This is a genomic window from Peribacillus simplex, from assembly GCF_001578185.1.
Lineage (GTDB): Bacteria > Bacillota > Bacilli > Bacillales > DSM-1321 > Peribacillus > Peribacillus simplex_A.
Map to the genome: position 1 here is coordinate 1617855 of NZ_CP011008.1, position 15415 is coordinate 1633269.

General features: G+C 41.8%; 19 protein-coding genes. All 19 read left to right on the forward strand.

Translation table 11 applies throughout. From position 1 onward, the window contains the following. Positions 1–4: 4 nt before the first annotated feature. The 19 genes from ffh to topA all read left to right on the forward strand — a co-directional run bounded on the left by ffh (position 5) and on the right by topA (position 15082). Entirely contained in the window at positions 5–1345 is a 1341-nt protein-coding gene (gene ffh / locus UP17_RS07615; protein ID WP_061462383.1) for a signal recognition particle protein, read from the forward strand. A 153-nt stretch (positions 1346–1498) separates the two neighbouring features. Continuing rightward, the gene (gene rpsP, locus UP17_RS07620) at positions 1499–1771 is read left to right on the forward strand and encodes a 30S ribosomal protein S16 (RefSeq protein ID WP_034313715.1); all 273 of its coding nucleotides are present in this window, start codon (positions 1499–1501) and stop codon (positions 1769–1771) included. 13 nt (positions 1772–1784) lie between these two features. Then, a complete protein-coding gene (locus UP17_RS07625; protein ID WP_048684915.1) occupies positions 1785–2015 on the forward strand; it encodes a KH domain-containing protein in 231 nt (76 codons plus the stop codon). 223 nt (positions 2016–2238) lie between these two features. Further along, complete coding sequence (locus UP17_RS07630; protein ID WP_061462384.1) at positions 2239–2625, forward strand: YlqD family protein; 387 nt, start codon at positions 2239–2241, stop codon at positions 2623–2625. 10 nt (positions 2626–2635) lie between these two features. Next, positions 2636–3154 (forward strand): ribosome maturation factor RimM, encoded by a 519-nt coding sequence (gene rimM / locus UP17_RS07635; RefSeq protein ID WP_061462385.1) that lies wholly within the window; start codon positions 2636–2638, stop codon positions 3152–3154. Further along, positions 3154–3888 carry a tRNA (guanosine(37)-N1)-methyltransferase TrmD gene (gene trmD, locus UP17_RS07640; protein WP_061462386.1) on the forward strand — a complete coding sequence of 245 codons (735 nt, stop codon included), beginning with the start codon at positions 3154–3156 and terminating at the stop codon, positions 3886–3888. Before rimM ends, trmD begins: the two co-directional genes overlap by 1 nt. Positions 3889–4018: 130 nt before the next feature. After that, on the forward strand, positions 4019–4366 hold the full coding sequence (gene rplS / locus UP17_RS07645) for a 50S ribosomal protein L19 (RefSeq protein WP_034313702.1): 348 nt from the start codon (positions 4019–4021) through the stop codon (positions 4364–4366). Between the two features lie 215 nt (positions 4367–4581). Next, the gene (lepB, locus tag UP17_RS07650) at positions 4582–5142 is read left to right on the forward strand and encodes a signal peptidase I (protein WP_061462387.1); all 561 of its coding nucleotides are present in this window, start codon (positions 4582–4584) and stop codon (positions 5140–5142) included. A 17-nt stretch (positions 5143–5159) separates the two neighbouring features. Then, entirely contained in the window at positions 5160–6032 is an 873-nt protein-coding gene (ylqF, locus tag UP17_RS07655) for a ribosome biogenesis GTPase YlqF (RefSeq protein WP_061462388.1), read from the forward strand. Positions 6033–6220: 188 nt separating this feature from the next. Continuing rightward, positions 6221–7006 (forward strand): ribonuclease HII, encoded by a 786-nt coding sequence (locus UP17_RS07660; protein ID WP_061462389.1) that lies wholly within the window; start codon positions 6221–6223, stop codon positions 7004–7006. A 5-nt stretch (positions 7007–7011) separates the two neighbouring features. Beyond that, on the forward strand, positions 7012–7431 hold the full coding sequence (locus tag UP17_RS07665; RefSeq protein ID WP_155727267.1) for a hypothetical protein: 420 nt from the start codon (positions 7012–7014) through the stop codon (positions 7429–7431). Then, positions 7409–7705, forward strand: a complete 297-nt coding sequence (locus tag UP17_RS07670; protein ID WP_061462391.1) for a hypothetical protein — start codon at positions 7409–7411, stop codon at positions 7703–7705. The genes UP17_RS07665 and UP17_RS07670 overlap by 23 nt, the downstream gene beginning before the upstream one ends. A gap of 9 nt (positions 7706–7714) precedes the next feature. Further along, positions 7715–7930, forward strand: a complete 216-nt coding sequence (locus UP17_RS07675; protein ID WP_061462392.1) for a hypothetical protein — start codon at positions 7715–7717, stop codon at positions 7928–7930. An 8-nt stretch (positions 7931–7938) separates the two neighbouring features. Then, on the forward strand, positions 7939–8646 hold the full coding sequence (locus UP17_RS07680; protein WP_061462393.1) for a hypothetical protein: 708 nt from the start codon (positions 7939–7941) through the stop codon (positions 8644–8646). Between the two features lie 248 nt (positions 8647–8894). Continuing rightward, on the forward strand, positions 8895–9167 hold the full coding sequence (locus tag UP17_RS07685) for an EscU/YscU/HrcU family type III secretion system export apparatus switch protein (protein ID WP_061462394.1): 273 nt from the start codon (positions 8895–8897) through the stop codon (positions 9165–9167). A gap of 493 nt (positions 9168–9660) precedes the next feature. Further along, entirely contained in the window at positions 9661–10821 is a 1161-nt protein-coding gene (gene sucC / locus UP17_RS07690) for an ADP-forming succinate--CoA ligase subunit beta (RefSeq protein ID WP_061462395.1), read from the forward strand. A gap of 18 nt (positions 10822–10839) precedes the next feature. Further along, positions 10840–11742: a succinate--CoA ligase subunit alpha gene (gene sucD, locus UP17_RS07695; RefSeq protein WP_061462396.1), complete on the forward strand. Its 903-nt coding sequence runs from the start codon at positions 10840–10842 to the stop codon at positions 11740–11742. 131 nt (positions 11743–11873) lie between these two features. Then, positions 11874–12740 carry a DNA-processing protein DprA gene (dprA, locus tag UP17_RS07700; RefSeq protein ID WP_061462397.1) on the forward strand — a complete coding sequence of 289 codons (867 nt, stop codon included), beginning with the start codon at positions 11874–11876 and terminating at the stop codon, positions 12738–12740. Between the two features lie 266 nt (positions 12741–13006). Continuing rightward, positions 13007–15082 carry a type I DNA topoisomerase gene (gene topA, locus UP17_RS07705; protein WP_061462398.1) on the forward strand — a complete coding sequence of 692 codons (2076 nt, stop codon included), beginning with the start codon at positions 13007–13009 and terminating at the stop codon, positions 15080–15082. Positions 15083–15415 lie beyond the last annotated feature (333 nt).

A 15415-nucleotide genomic window follows, 5' to 3' on the forward strand; every position in this document is an offset into this window, starting at 1 on the left:
CAATATGGCATTTGAAGGATTGGCCGACCGACTGCAGAGCACGATGCAAAAGATCCGTGGAAAAGGTAAGGTCAACGAAGCGGACGTTAAAGAAATGATGCGTGAAGTTCGATTGGCCCTGCTTGAAGCGGATGTTAACTTTAAAGTCGTGAAGGATTTTGTAAAACGTGTTAGTGAACGTTCGGTAGGTCAGGAAGTGCTGAAAAGCTTAACCCCCGGTCAACAGGTAATTAAAGTAGTTAAGGAAGAATTGACGGAGCTGATGGGCGGCGAACAAAGCAAGATTGCCGTTGCCTCGAAACCACCGACCGTCATTATGATGGTAGGGCTTCAAGGTGCTGGTAAAACGACGACCACCGGAAAGCTTGCCAATCTTCTTAGAAAAAAATACAACCGCAAGCCATTGCTCGTTGCGGCTGATATTTACCGTCCGGCGGCGATTAAGCAGCTTGAAACACTTGGCAAACAATTAAGCATGCCTGTTTTCTCCCTTGGGGACCAGGTCAGCCCTGTTGAAATTGCCAAACAGGCGATTGAAAAGGCTAAGGAAGAACATCATGATTATGTGTTGATTGATACCGCAGGCCGCCTTCATGTTGATGAGAACTTGATGGGTGAACTGAAGGATATCAAAGAATTGACAAAACCCGATGAAATCTTCCTGGTTGTCGATGCGATGACAGGTCAGGATGCGGTCAATGTGGCCCAAAGCTTTAATGAACAGTTAGGCCTGACTGGAGTCGTACTTACGAAACTTGATGGGGATACACGTGGTGGTGCGGCACTTTCGATTCGTTCAGTCACCAACACGCCGATAAAATTCGTCGGTATGGGAGAAAAATTGGATGCACTTGAAGCATTCCATCCAGAACGGATGGCGTCAAGGATCCTCGGCATGGGTGATGTATTGACCCTTATCGAAAAAGCACAGGCCAATGTAGATGAAGAAAAAGCGAAAGAATTAGAGAAAAAGATGCGTACAGCCACTTTTACCTTTGATGATTTCCTTGATCAGCTTGGTCAGGTGCGGAATATGGGTCCGCTTGATGATATTCTGAAAATGATTCCTGGTGCGAACAAAATGAAAGGGATGGATAACCTTCAGATCGATGAGAAACAGATCGGTCATGTCGAAGCTATCATCCGTTCAATGACGACGCAAGAAAAGGAACATCCAGAAACCATGAATGCATCCCGTAAGAAACGGATTGCCAAAGGAAGCGGCAGATCGATTCAAGAAGTGAACCGCCTATTGAAGCAATTCGAAGAAATGAAAAAGATGATGAAACAGGTTACGAACATGCAAAAAGGGAAGAAAAAGGGATTCAAATTCCCGTTCATGTAAGGTTTATTTTAGGTTGAAACTAAGGGGAAATACGGGTTAAAGCCATGTGTTTCAACACTTTTTTCACCTGTTAAGAAAAAAACCTTTACAAACATACAAGACATTTGATATTATACTATCTTGTGTGAAACTATTCGGAGGTGCTTATTTAAAATGGCAGTAAAAATTCGCTTAAAACGTATGGGAGCTAAAAAATCTCCTTTCTATCGTATTGTAGTTGCAGATTCTCGTTCACCACGTGACGGACGTTACATTGAAGTGGTAGGAACTTATAACCCGGTGACTCAACCAGCTAAAGTTGAAATCAACGAAGAGCTTGCTCTTAAATGGTTACAAGATGGAGCTAAACCATCTGATACAGTTCGTAACTTATTCTCAACACAAGGCATCATGGAAAAATTCCATGTTGCAAAAAACAGCAAGTAATCGACGTTAGTTGATGAAAGCACTAATTGAAACGATTGTTTCAGCACTTGTGGATTATCCGGAGGAGGTCATCGTGACCTCCAAGGAAGAGTCCGACCGGATTGTTTATATCCTCTCCGTTCATAAAGAGGACATGGGCAAGGTCATCGGTAAACAAGGGCGTGTTGCTAAGGCGATTCGGACTGTGGTATATGCAGCAGGATCTTCACAGCAGAAGAAAATCTATTTGGAGATTTCCGAATAAGGAGGGCTAATACCCCTCCTTTTTTTGTACTTCAAGAAAGTGAAATTCCGACTTTGATCCTATTTGGATCTGACCCGGAGTTTAAACTTTACGCCTTTTTAAGACGCATCTTTTATCGATTTACGTTATACTTAAGAGAATGACCCCCTTTTTCAAAAAGATTACCCTATCATACATATTTTTTGACGGAAATAAGAAATCATAGATAATAGGAGGTGCTGGAATGAAAATTCTCCAAAATGTAATCGTTAACCAAGTATTAACGGAATCCAGCAAGAATCAGCTCCTCGAGAAGTACAAGTCAAAACGCCTTCAGCTTCAAAAAGAGAGTGAACAGCTTCGCTTTGAACTGAAAAAGCTTGAAAAAACAAGAAATCTCCAGCCTGCTAGTCTCCGTGCTCATTTCGAAAAAGAAATAAACCAGAGGCAAGAAAAAATTAAACTGCTTGAATTTCAAATGGAGCAGTTGGAGATCCTTCCCACTGGAAGCGAATTGAAGGAACGGGAAGTTCAAAGTATCATTGATGTGGAAATTGGGGCAGATTGGGACGATATTATGGCAACGAAGACTATTGTCATTAAAGATGGAATCGTCTCGGAAATTCGTTAGAGGTGAAAGAATGGAAAAATGGTTTAATGTAGGTAAAATTGTCAACACACATGGTCTTTTAGGAGAAGTGCGTGTCATTTCTTCAACAGACTTTCCGGAAAAACGATTCAAAGTGGGAAATACACTGCATTTGTTTAGGGACACGGATAAAAAGCCTTTGCCGCTTATCATCAGGTCACATCGTACCCATAAAAACTTTAACCTATTGACGTTCGAGAACTATTATAACGTCGGGCAGGTCGAGGCTTTTAGAAACGGGGTACTAAAAGTGAAGGAAGCACAGCTTGGTAAATTGGACGAAGGTGAGTTCTACTTCCATGAAATCATCGGCTGTTCTGTATTTACGGATGAAGGTTTGGAAGTTGGGGAAATCATTGAGGTTCTTACGCCTGGTGCCAATGATGTTTGGGTCATTAAGAAAGCTGGCAGTAAGGATATTCTGATCCCGTATATTGAACAAATTGTAAAAGAAGTAGATATTTCCGCTAAAAAGGTCATCATTACACCGATGGAAGGACTTTTAGACTGATGAAAATCGATGTGCTTTCGCTTTTTCCAGAAATGTTCGAAGGGGTATTTGGCTCGTCCATCTTAAAAAAGGCTGCGGAAAAGCAGGCTGTCAGCTATAAGGTGACCAATTTTCGAGACTATGCAGATAATAAGCACTCGACGGTAGACGATTATCCGTATGGCGGAGGTGCCGGAATGGTATTGAAGGCACAACCGATTTTTGATGCTGTAGAAGCTCTAAAAGGCCAAGCTGAGCTAACCCCAAGGGTAGTCCTGCTTTGTCCTCAGGGAGAGCGTTACACGCAGAAAAAAGCTGAAGAGTATGCAAATGAAGAACATCTCATTTTCATATGCGGACATTATGAAGGATACGATGAGCGCATCCGGGAGCATGTCGTAACGGATGAAATATCGATTGGTGACTTTGTTCTTACAGGCGGGGAATTGGGCGCAATGGTCATTATTGACAGCGTAGTTCGCTTGCTTCCCGGCGTTCTAGGAAATGTTGACTCCCCGATTCTTGATTCCTATTCTTCTGGTTTGTTAGAGCATCCCCATTATACTAGACCTGCAGATTTTCGGGGGATGAAAGTTCCCGATCCGCTAATATCCGGAAATCATAAAAAAATCGATGAATGGCGGATGAAGGAATCTTTGCGCAGAACGTGGATGCGGCGTCCTGATTTGCTCGATAGTTATGAACTATCGGAACTTGAAAAAAAATTATTGTCCGAGATTAAAAAAGAAGACTGATGCCTATTGCATCGACGTTTATAGTATGATAGGATATACCTTGTGACTTGGGCAAAATGCTCAGTCTTATAACGATGTTCCGCTGCAAACAATAAGTATTTGCAAGAGCGTCCAGGAGGAGTTGAAATCGATGCAAAATCTTATTAACGAAATCACAAAAGAACAACTTCGCTCAGATCTTCCATCATTCAGACCTGGTGACACAGTACGTGTACACGTAAAGGTTATTGAAGGAACTCGCGAACGTATCCAGTTGTTTGAAGGCGTTGTAATCAAACGTCGTGGCGGCGGAGTTAGTGAAACTTTCACAGTGCGTAAGATCTCTTACGGCGTTGGAGTAGAACGTGCTTTCCCTGTTCACACACCAAAAATTGCGAAACTAGAAGTTATCCGTCACGGTAAAGTACGTCGTGCGAAACTTTATTACCTACGCGAACTTCGTGGTAAAAAAGCACGTATTAAAGAAATTCGTCGTTAATTCTTCGAATATCTTCATGCGGGTTTACCATGATCCACATAAGGTGAATAACCAAACAGTATCAAAAAGGGAGCTTGTTTTTCAGGCTCCCTTTTTGCACTGCAAGAAACCATTAATGCACATATACGGTGAAAACTATATAGAATCCCGCTCGCTATAGCGTCCGCAACATGTTAAAATAATTGTTGATATGCTTTCTAAAAGGGTGGGTAAGGATGGCGAAAAAGAAAAATGAATTGTGGGAATGGACAAAGGCGGTCATAATCGCGGTTATAGCTGCGACACTGATTCGTTATTTCCTCCTGGCTCCAATTGTTGTGGACGGTAATTCCATGATGCCGACATTAAAGAATACGGACCGCATGCTTGTTAATAAAATCTCCTATTCGATTGGTGAACCGAAAAGATTCGACATTATCGTTTTTGAAGCTCCAGAAGGCAAAGATTACATAAAGCGGGTCATCGGATTGCCAGGGGAAAAAGTGGAATATAAAGATGATACTCTGTACGTGGATGGAAAAGCTTATGATGAGCCATACTTGGATGAATATAAAAAACAATTGATAGATGGCGGGGCTTTGACGGAACCTTTTACATTAAGTGATGTAATAGAACAAGGAACGGTGCCTGAAGACCATCTATTTGTCTTAGGGGATAATCGTCGTGTTAGTAAGGATAGCCGCTATATTAGCGTTGGCGTCGTTCCTTACGATAAAGTGTTAGGAAAAACTAAATTAGTTTATTGGCCGATTGAAGACTTTCGATTGGCGGAATAGTAGGAAGGTGGATTCCATTGACAATACAGTGGTTCCCTGGCCATATGGCCAAAGCAAGACGGGAAGTAACAGAGAAATTAAAACTGATCGACATCATCTTTGAACTTGTGGATGCCCGGATTCCGGCATCTTCACGAAATCCGATGATCGATGAAATCATACAGCATAAACCGAGGGTTATCCTTTTGAATAAAGCTGATATGGCCGATCCGGTGAAAACGAATATGTGGCTTGAATATTATAAATCACAGGGGAAAACGGCGATTGCCATTAACTCGCAGGCAGGAAACGGTTTAAACCAGATTACAGCTGCTTCTAAAAAACTTTTAAAAGATAAGTATGACAGGATGGAATCAAGAGGAATAAAGCCAAGAGCCATCCGCGCCATGATAGTCGGGATTCCGAATGTAGGGAAATCAACTTTAATCAATCGACTTGCCAAAAAGAACATTGCCAAAACAGGGAATACACCTGGTGTCACGAAGGCGCAGCAATGGATAAAAGTTGGTAAGGAATTGGAACTGTTGGACACGCCGGGGATCCTCTGGCCTAAATTCGAGGATCAGGAAGTGGGCTTGAAGCTTGCATTGACGGGAGCGATCAAGGATACGATCTTAAACTTGCACGAGGTCTCTTTATACGGTCTGCGCTTTTTGGAAAAGGAATATCCGGATAGATTGAAATCCCGTTATAACCTGAGTGCAATTCCTCAGGAAACGCTTGAACTATTCGATGCCGTCGGAAAGTTCAGGGGCTGTTTAGCATCCGGTGGCTTCATTGATTATGACAAAACCGCAGAGTTGGTCGTACGTGAAATCCGTTCAGAAAAGATGGGCCCTCTTACGTTTGAGGTCCCTAAGGATTATGAAGAGGATAATATCCCCGAATAACATTAAGTAGAGATTGCAAGACACTGACCTGATTTTTGAAGAAGGTCGGTGAAAAGGGTTGATACGGAGCTGGAGTTGGATGTCGAAAAGGTTTTTAACTTTTGATGTCTCTTTTCCGCTCCGTATTTTTGTTTGAACTGTAGAAAAGGAGCAAGACTGCCGATAATTAATATGATGGGTGATAAATGATGAAAACTGCAATGAGCATTAAGGAAATCTCCTCAAAGTTAAAGACTATAAGAGAGCCAGATGATTTATTTTTACAAGAATGCCGGGAAGACAGCCGAAAGGGAGTAACTGACTTAGTGAGCAAATGGCAAAGAGCCTATGAAAAAGAGCGACAGGTAAAGGATGCTTTCACGGAAATGACGGAGTTTGAACGGCAATTGCGCAAACAAGGGTTTTCTATTCTTGCAGGTATCGATGAAGTAGGAAGAGGACCGTTGGCAGGACCAGTTGTGACAAGTGCTGTCATCTTGCCGGAATCTTTTTATTTGCCAGGACTGAATGATTCTAAAAAGATTCCAGAGTCAAAAAGGGAACTGTTTTATGAGATGATTTTTAAGGAAGCACTTTCCATAGGAGTGGGTGTTGTACATAGCGAAGTAATCGATGAAATCAATATATATCAAGCTACGAAAAAGGCAATGGTGGCCGCAGTGAACGATCTGTCAGAACTTCCTGATCATTTGTTGATTGATGCGATGGAACTGGATGTGCCGATTCCGCAGCTTTCGCTCATAAAGGGGGATTCAAGAAGCATTACCATCTCTGCGGCATCCATTATAGCGAAAGTGACTCGTGACAGGATGATGAAGGAATATGGTGAAGAATATCCGGAATATGGTTTCGGAAAGCACATGGGATATGGGACAAGCCAACATTTAGAAGCGCTCGAGAAGCACGGGCTTACACCTTGGCATAGAAGAAGTTTTGCACCAGTTAAGGAAATCGCTGCACGTACGAAGGACTAGGGAGGATGATGCAATCGACAACAAGCGGTCAACCCGTATCTTCACCAATTGAAATACAAGGAACTGCGAGTTTGAAAAACGGTCAAATCCTTTTCGGGAAAGTGAATAAGGTTTTTGCTAACCAAACGGCCGAGGTACAGATTGGCCATCAAAAAATGATTGCCGCTCTGGATATCCCGCTTCGGGCAGGAGAAAGGTATTGGTTTCAAATTCAGCCACCAAATGAGGGGAAGGTCGTGTTAAAAGCTTTAGATTCCGAATTTGAACTGTTCCAGCTTAGATGGCACAGCTGCACAATTGATCGCTCATCTCGGCATAACGCCCGAACCTGCGGCGGCAAAGCTTGCCGAATATCTCCTGAAAAACCGTCTCCCTATAACCAAGGAAACTTTTCAGTCCGCTTTGCAATGGCTGAAAACTGCTGATGCAGAAGTTGGTCTGCCTCTGATAAAAACAATGTTCATTCAGCAATTGCCGTTTGTAAAAGATGTATATGATGCATTATTTTCACATGCCAAAGGCGAACCTTTTCACAAATTGCTCAGCGGCCTCAAGCAGCAACTGCAGGATGGGGGAGTTGTAACGAGGACGGCTTTCAAGCTTATGGATGTATTGGACTCCTTGCATGTGGCTAAACAGAGCCAGCTTCAACAATTCGGTTTGCAAAAACTAGTGACCATTTGGCTGGTTTCGGATTAAACACCTGAAATGAAATCCGGCGCATTTTCCCTGCTTAAAAAGACAGGTTTCGTCCCAAAGGGCATTACAGAATCTGTCTTTCTGGAGAAGTTAATTGATGGAGCTGAGGCGAGGTCCGGAATTCCTAAGAACTCAGCGATTGAAAAATTACACCAAGGATTGCATGTACTTTCCAAGGCAAAAAGCGGAGCATTTGGAAAAATTGACGAAATCAAATTAATATAAATCGGATATTGAACGGCGTTGATCATAAAGCGACAAAAATGCCAACTGATATCCAATCGTTTCAGAAAAAAATTTCTGCAGAAAAACTTTCCCATCTTGCCTTTCATTTGCTTGAGAGTGCTTTTGCAGAAGCAACAGCCGGAAAAAAAGCATTAGGCGGAAATCTAGAAGTGAATGACCTTTTAGGCTATTCGAATATGGATAGAGAGCAGGTAGTTGAGTCGAAGGGTAAGGCGGCCAAACTACTGTTTCAGTCACTTAAACAGCTGTCTGAGGCCCAGTTCGTTAGGAATAATGAGAGGCTGGTCCTTGCCCAGGTATTTGAAGCTGAGTTTCAAACAATCGATTTTACTAATGGTCCATCTGTTGCACACCAACTAAAAGAGTGGACGAAGATCCTTGGTCTTCAGCTGGAACATGCACTTGTTAATCTTACTAGAGATGAAATGGAGTTCTCGAAGGATTTGGATACACTTAAACCGCTGCTGCTTAAATTGCTGAATGAGCAAACTCCGGCAGCCATTAAGGAGATCGCAGAACAAATCCTAAATCGGGTCACTGCCCAACAGATCCTTGCACAAGAAAATGGGCCGATTCAGAATTTGCTCCTTACACTTCCAATCAATCTGGGCTCTACACAAACGGACCTAACGTTACAATGGAGCGGAAGGAAAACAAAAGATGGCAAGATAGACCCGGAATACAGAACGCCTTAAAGAGATTATCATCGATATGCAGGTACAAAATCGAATCATAAAGGTGACGGTCATCAATGGGCATGGAGCAGTCCTTGAAGAGACAGCAAATAATATCTTGAACTCCTGAGAGAGAATCTGGAAAAAATGGATTACAGATTGTCAGGTGTTTCATTTGTAAACATGGGAAGCGGAAAAGAGAGGGGCCACGGGTTGAAATCCGTTCCTTTTTCAGAATCTGGTTCATATAGTGGTGTGGATATTCGAATATGAAAAATGATAGGCGAAAAGAAGCGATTGCCTTAAAGTATGATCAAAAGACATCCAAAGCTCCCGTCATATTGGCGAAGGGGAAAGGTAAAACGGCTGAAAATATTCTGGAAAGGGCTATGAAGCTGGATATACCGGTCCAAAAGGATGAGTCGCTTGCTGCACTTTTAGGTCAATTGGATATAAATCAAACGATACCGGAAGAATTGTACGGAGCTGTTGCAGAGGTATTTGCATTCATTTATAAAGTCGACAAGGACATGAATCGGTAGGCGCCTGATTATGCACGTGATTTCACCAAAATGGATTCTTGTTGATTTTTGTAGAAAATTAGGGAAATTGTTAATAAATTTTCATTATATTAAAAACATACTAAACTATCAGCAAAAGGACAAAGCCATGGCTTTGTCCTTTTGCTTTTCCTTTGAGTCAAAACAAGGATAAATGTAATTTCTCTGAGGTGTTTTCTGGATTAATATGGTGGAAAAGGGTGTATCAGGGTGTGTTTTCGCTGGATTTATAAGAGAAAAGGCTTTTTAAAAGAATAGAATGATAGAAAAAATATAATTGATTTTCACTAGTAAGAAACACAACGGCCAAGCAGTTTTTTCCATTTAATACAAGAGTAAAAAAAGTATATTATGATAATATTCACAAAATTATGTGAAAGAATATTATGCACCAAGGAGAATTTTGTTGTAATATGGTAGAGAAAACAGGCATTAAATTTAAAAGTTGGTTTTTAGTAGATAAGGAGGATGGGAAATGAATATCCATGAGTATCAGGGAAAAGAGATATTGCGACAATACGGGGTATCCGTTCCAAATGGCCGGGTTGCCTTTACTGTAGATGAAGCAGTGGAAGCAGCGAAGGAATTAGGTACGGAAGTTGTTGTCGTCAAAGCTCAAATTCATGCGGGCGGCCGCGGGAAAGCCGGCGGAGTTAAGGTAGCGAAAAATCTTGATGAAGCACGTACATATGCAGAAGAGATTCTTGGTAAGACGCTGGTGACCCATCAAACAGGACCGGCAGGCAAGGAAGTTAAGCGTTTACTTATTGAAGAAGGCTGCGACATTACGAAGGAATATTATATCGGGCTGGTCCTTGACCGTGCTACGAACAGTGTCGTATTGATGGCTTCTGAAGAAGGCGGAACGGAAATTGAGGAAGTGGCTGAAAAGACACCAGAGAAAATTTTCAAAGAAGTAATCGATCCGGTTGTCGGCCTGACTGGCTTCCAGGCACGTAGGATTGCATTCAATATCAATATTCCGGCTTCACTTATAAATAAAGCTTCCAAACTGATGGTTAACTTATATACAGCTTTCGTTGAAAAAGATTGCTCAATCGCTGAAATCAACCCATTAGTGGTAACGGGCGATGGCAATGTAATGGCACTGGATGCTAAATTGAATTTCGATGATAATGCGATTTACCGCCATAAAGACATCGCGGAGTACCGTGATTTGGATGAAGAGGATGCGAAAGAGATTGAAGCATCAAAACATGGCCTTAGTTACATATCGCTTGACGGAAATATCGGATGTATGGTTAATGGTGCCGGACTTGCTATGGCAACGATGGACATCATTAAACATTATATGGGAGATCCGGCTAACTTCCTTGACGTTGGTGGCGGCGCTACTGAGGAAAAAGTAAAAGAGGCTTTCAAAATCATCCTATCCGATCAAAATGTTAAAGGCATCTTCGTTAATATCTTCGGGGGGATCATGAAATGTGACATCATCGCGACAGGCGTAGTAGCTGCTGCTAAAGAGCTTGGCCTGGATGTCCCTCTTGTTGTTCGTCTTGAAGGTACGAATGTGGACCTTGGTAAAAAGATACTTAAAGAGTCAGGTTTAAATATTACGGCTGCTGAATCAATGGCAGATGGAGCACAAAAAATAGTATCACTTGTAGGATAATAGGCAGGGGGGAACATAATGAGCGTTTATATTAATAAAGATACGAAAGTGATCGTTCAGGGAATCACTGGTTCAACAGCATTATTTCATACAAAACAAATGTTGGAATACGGCACGAAAATCGTTGGAGGAGTCACTCCGGGCAAAGGCGGAACAGAAGCGGAAGGGGTACCTGTATTCAATACAGTTTCCGAAGCTGTCACTGAAACCGGAGCGAATGCATCGGTTATCTACGTACCGGCTCCATTTGCTGCAGATGCGATTCTTGAAGCCGTTGACGCAGAACTAGATCTTGTTATTTGTATCACGGAACATATTCCTGTCCTGGATATGGTCAAGGTGAAGCGTTACATGGAAGGTAAAAAGACTCGCTTGATCGGACCGAACTGCCCGGGTGTCATTAGCCCGGAAGAATGTAAGATTGGTATCATGCCAGGATATATCCACAAAAAAGGCCATGTAGGTGTAGTTTCTCGTTCTGGAACTTTAACGTACGAAGCCGTTCACCAATTATCACAAGCAGGCATTGGGCAATCTACGGCTGTCGGTATCGGTGGGGATCCCGTTAACGGAACGGACTTCATTGATGTACTGAAAGCATTCAATGAAGATCCGGAAACACATGCGGTGATCATGATCGGGGAAATCGGCGGCACGGCAGAAGAAGAAGCGGCAATCTGGGTGAAAGAAAATATGACTAAGCCAGTTGTAGGTTTCATTGGTGGCCGTACAGCTCCAGCTGGTAAACGTATGGGACATGCTGGTGCCATAATTTCAGGAGGAAAAGGTACAGCTGACGAGAAAATCCGCGTTATGAACGAATGTGGAATTAAAGTTGCTGAGACTCCATCCGTAATGGGTGAAACATTGATCTCCGTCCTGAAGGAAAAAGAAATCTACGAACCTTGTAAAACGCATTGATTTAAGTTGGGCCGACCTGTTTTTTGGGTCGGCCTTTATTTCACTCCAAATTCCTCGGGAAACACATTTCGATTACTTTGACCATCACAATCAACCTACCTTTAAAAATATCCGATTAGGGGTGCTTCCAATTGAATAAAACAGAAAAATTAATCCACCTCCATCATTGCCGCGGAGCAGGATGGAAAACAATCCAAATTATCATGTCAAATGACCCGTCCTTATCTTCCCTTTTCACTATGAATCATGAGGAATGGGTAAAAATCCTCCCTATCCCTTCAAATAAGCTTACCCTCTTTCTCAAAGATTTACATTCACTCAATACCATCGATAAACTTAAACGATACGAAGATTGCCAAATTCATTGCTTGACGATCTTCGATGATGATTATCCTTTTTTGCTGAAGCAAATATTCGATCCCCCATGGGTTCTTTATTTAAAAGGCGATAAGAAGCTTCTAACGAGGAGGAGCACGCTAGGTGTTGTTGGAACTCGTAAGCCAACCTCGTATGGACTGGAGGCCTTAAAAACGATTCTATTACCACTTGTAAAGAAAAAATTCGTGATCATAAGTGGGGTGGCGGCTGGAATCGATGCAGAGGCACATAAAATCACTTTGGGGGAAGGCGGAGATACGATTGGGGTTTTAGGAGGAGGTCTTTTGCAAATATACCCAAAATCCAATATTTCCCTTGCAGGGGAAATCATCAATAAAGGGTTACTTTTATCTGAGACTCCACCGGAAAAGAGAGCGGAACCTTGGATGTTTCCGCTCAGGAATCGAATCATCAGTGGATTATCACTGGGAGTATTCGTGGTCGAGGCCAAAGAAAAAAGCGGTTCCCTTATTACGGCACAATCCGCTTTGGAACATGGCAGGGAGGTATTTGCGCTTCCTGGCAATGTAACGAGTCCAGAATCATTAGGGACCAATCAATTGATTCAAGATGGTGCCAAACTTGTTTTGAGTTCTAAGCAGATTGAGGAAGAATTTTGAACGATATAATATAGAAGATAGACGGAGAATTAAACGGAAAAATAGAAAAAAAAGGTGTTTTTTTTTAAGGAATTGTTGAAATTTTAGACAAAAAGGTTGAAAATATTGTAAAACTGTTATAAGTTTTGCAAATGGCACCTCTTGTCAAAATACTTATAAATAAATAAAATGACATGCTTTGAAAAGTAAAGAGGTGTTGACAAATGTTTTTTGAATGATTAATAATAGTGAAGATTTATATTACCTCTTTGAGGAGGATTTATTGGATGTCAGAATACTTAGTGATTGTGGAATCGCCCGCAAAGGCGAAAACAATAGAACGTTACTTGGGAAAAAAATATAAAGTAAAGGCTTCCATGGGGCATGTACGCGATTTGCCTAAAAGCCAAATGGGTGTCGATGTTGAACATGAATATGAACCTAAATATATAACTATCCGCGGCAAAGGCCCGGTTTTAAAAGAATTGAAAACTGCTGCAAAAAAAGCGAAAAAAATCTATCTCGCGGCTGACCCCGACAGAGAAGGGGAAGCCATTGCCTGGCATTTGGCTCACAGTCTCGATGTTGACATTAATTCTGATTGCCGCGTGGTATTCAACGAAATCACGAAAGAGGCTATCAAAGAATCATTTAAATCACCGAGGCCAATAAATATGAAATTGGTTGATGCGCAACAGGCAAGAAGGGTCTTGGATCGTTTGGTCGGATACAATATTAGCCCGCTTTTGTGGAAAAAAGTGAAAAAAGGCTTAAGTGCGGGACGGGTCCAATCGGTTGCTGTACGGATGATCATTGACCGGGAAAAAGAAATCAAAGATTTTATCCCGGAAGAGTATTGGACAATCAAGGCAGATTTTGTAAAAGGAAAAGAACAGTTTGAAGGTTCCTTTTTCAGCCTGGGCGGTGAGCGGAAAGAATTAAATACAGAAGAGGACGTCAAAAAAGTACTCGGTTCTTTAAATGGCGGCGAATTTACGATAGGGGCAGTGGCTAAAAAGGAAAGAAGGCGTAATCCAGCTGCACCTTTTACGACTTCTTCCCTGCAACAAGAAGCGGCTCGAAAATTGAATTTCCGTGCAAAGAAAACAATGATGCTTGCTCAGCAGCTTTATGAAGGAATCGAGCTTGGAAAGGAAGGGACAGTCGGGTTAATCACTTATATGAGAACCGATTCGACCCGGATTTCCGATGTTGCGAAACAGGAAGCCCATACCTTCATTGAAAATAGTTATGGTAAAGATTATGTTCAGGTTGAGCAGCGGAAAGAGAAAAAACAGACTAATGCCCAAGATGCCCATGAAGCGGTAAGACCAACGAGCACATTACGTGAACCGGGCGTAGTCAAGGAGTTTTTATCCAGAGATCAATTCCGTTTATATAAGTTGATTTGGGAGCGATTCGTTTCAAGTCAAATGTCTTCTGCGGTCATGGATACGATGAGCATCGACCTGCATAACGAAGATGTCATCTTCAGGGCCAATGGTTCAAAAATTAAATTTCCGGGCTTCATGAAGGTATATGTTGAGGGATCCGATGACTCAGTGGAAGAAAAGGAAAATGCTCTCCCTGATGTGAAAAAAGGAGATCAATTCTTTTCAAAAGATGTAGAGCCTAAGCAGCATTTCACACAGCCTCCACCCAGATATACAGAAGCACGTCTTGTCAAAACCCTAGAAGAACTGGGAATAGGCCGTCCTTCCACATATGCTCCTACCTTGGATACGATTCAAAAACGTGGTTATGTTACTTTGGATAATAAACGGTTCATCCCCACAGAGCTTGGTGAGATCGTTCTTGAATTGATACGTGAATTCTTCCCGGATATTCTTGATGCAGAGTTCACTGCCAAGATGGAACAGGAATTCGATAGCGTCGAAGAAGGAAGCATCGAATGGATTAAGGTCATCGATGAATTTTATAAAGAATTTGCTGTTCATTTGGCTAAAGCTGAAGTCGAAATGGAGAAAATTGAAATCAAAGATGAGCCTGCAGGTGAAGATTGTGTAGAATGCGGACATGAGATGGTCTTTAAGATGGGGCGTTATGGTAAGTTCATGGCATGCAGTAATTTCCCCGATTGCCGTAACACAAAACCAATCGTAAAAGAAATAGGTGTGAAATGCCCGAAATGTAAGGAAGGAAACATCATTGAAAGGAAAAGTAAAAAACGCCGTTTATTTTACGGGTGTGATACCTACCCTGGATGTGACTTCATTTCTTGGGATAAACCGCTACCGCGGAGTTGTCCAAAATGTGAAGGTACGCTTGTTGAGAAAAAACTCAAAAAAGGAGTCCAGGTCCAGTGCATGGATTGTGACTTCAAAGAAACTCCTCAAGCATAGAAAAGTCTGTGAAATCGTTTACTTTCCCTTTGTACATTTGAGAAACTCTAAATATAAATTGACTCGGCATTTGCCGAGTTTCTTTATGTTCGGCGAAGTATGATATCATGGTAACGTGTGGATTTACTTCTTTGAAGAAAATGGATAATGCTTGAAACTTTTTTATTTAGGTGATGTGATGTAAAATTCAGTGGACAAGTGCATTCTTTTAAAGATATAATTCCTCTTTGTGTCCATTATCCCTTTTAGTACAGATGAAATGCTGGATTTGTGGCATATGCTTGAAATTTTCGTAGCAGTAATGGGTATTTTGGGTATAAATACATAGATATC

What these genes read in the sequence shown, in the direction of transcription:
- ffh (WP_061462383.1), top strand. Translation starts at nt 5, where the DNA reads ATGGCATTTGAAGGATTGGCCGACCGACTGCAGAGCACGATGCAAAAG.
- rpsP (WP_034313715.1), top strand. Translation starts at nt 1,499, where the DNA reads ATGGCAGTAAAAATTCGCTTAAAACGTATGGGAGCTAAAAAATCTCCT.
- UP17_RS07625 (WP_048684915.1), top strand. Translation starts at nt 1,785, where the DNA reads ATGAAAGCACTAATTGAAACGATTGTTTCAGCACTTGTGGATTATCCG.
- UP17_RS07630 (WP_061462384.1), top strand. Translation starts at nt 2,239, where the DNA reads ATGAAAATTCTCCAAAATGTAATCGTTAACCAAGTATTAACGGAATCC.
- rimM (WP_061462385.1), top strand. Translation starts at nt 2,636, where the DNA reads ATGGAAAAATGGTTTAATGTAGGTAAAATTGTCAACACACATGGTCTT.
- trmD (WP_061462386.1), top strand. Translation starts at nt 3,154, where the DNA reads ATGAAAATCGATGTGCTTTCGCTTTTTCCAGAAATGTTCGAAGGGGTA.
- rplS (WP_034313702.1), top strand. Translation starts at nt 4,019, where the DNA reads ATGCAAAATCTTATTAACGAAATCACAAAAGAACAACTTCGCTCAGAT.
- lepB (WP_061462387.1), top strand. Translation starts at nt 4,582, where the DNA reads ATGGCGAAAAAGAAAAATGAATTGTGGGAATGGACAAAGGCGGTCATA.
- UP17_RS07660 (WP_061462389.1), top strand. Translation starts at nt 6,221, where the DNA reads ATGAAAACTGCAATGAGCATTAAGGAAATCTCCTCAAAGTTAAAGACT.
- UP17_RS07665 (WP_155727267.1), top strand. Translation starts at nt 7,012, where the DNA reads ATGATGCAATCGACAACAAGCGGTCAACCCGTATCTTCACCAATTGAA.
- UP17_RS07675 (WP_061462392.1), top strand. Translation starts at nt 7,715, where the DNA reads ATGAAATCCGGCGCATTTTCCCTGCTTAAAAAGACAGGTTTCGTCCCA.
- UP17_RS07685 (WP_061462394.1), top strand. Translation starts at nt 8,895, where the DNA reads ATGAAAAATGATAGGCGAAAAGAAGCGATTGCCTTAAAGTATGATCAA.
- sucC (WP_061462395.1), top strand. Translation starts at nt 9,661, where the DNA reads ATGAATATCCATGAGTATCAGGGAAAAGAGATATTGCGACAATACGGG.
- sucD (WP_061462396.1), top strand. Translation starts at nt 10,840, where the DNA reads ATGAGCGTTTATATTAATAAAGATACGAAAGTGATCGTTCAGGGAATC.
- topA (WP_061462398.1), top strand. Translation starts at nt 13,007, where the DNA reads ATGTCAGAATACTTAGTGATTGTGGAATCGCCCGCAAAGGCGAAAACA.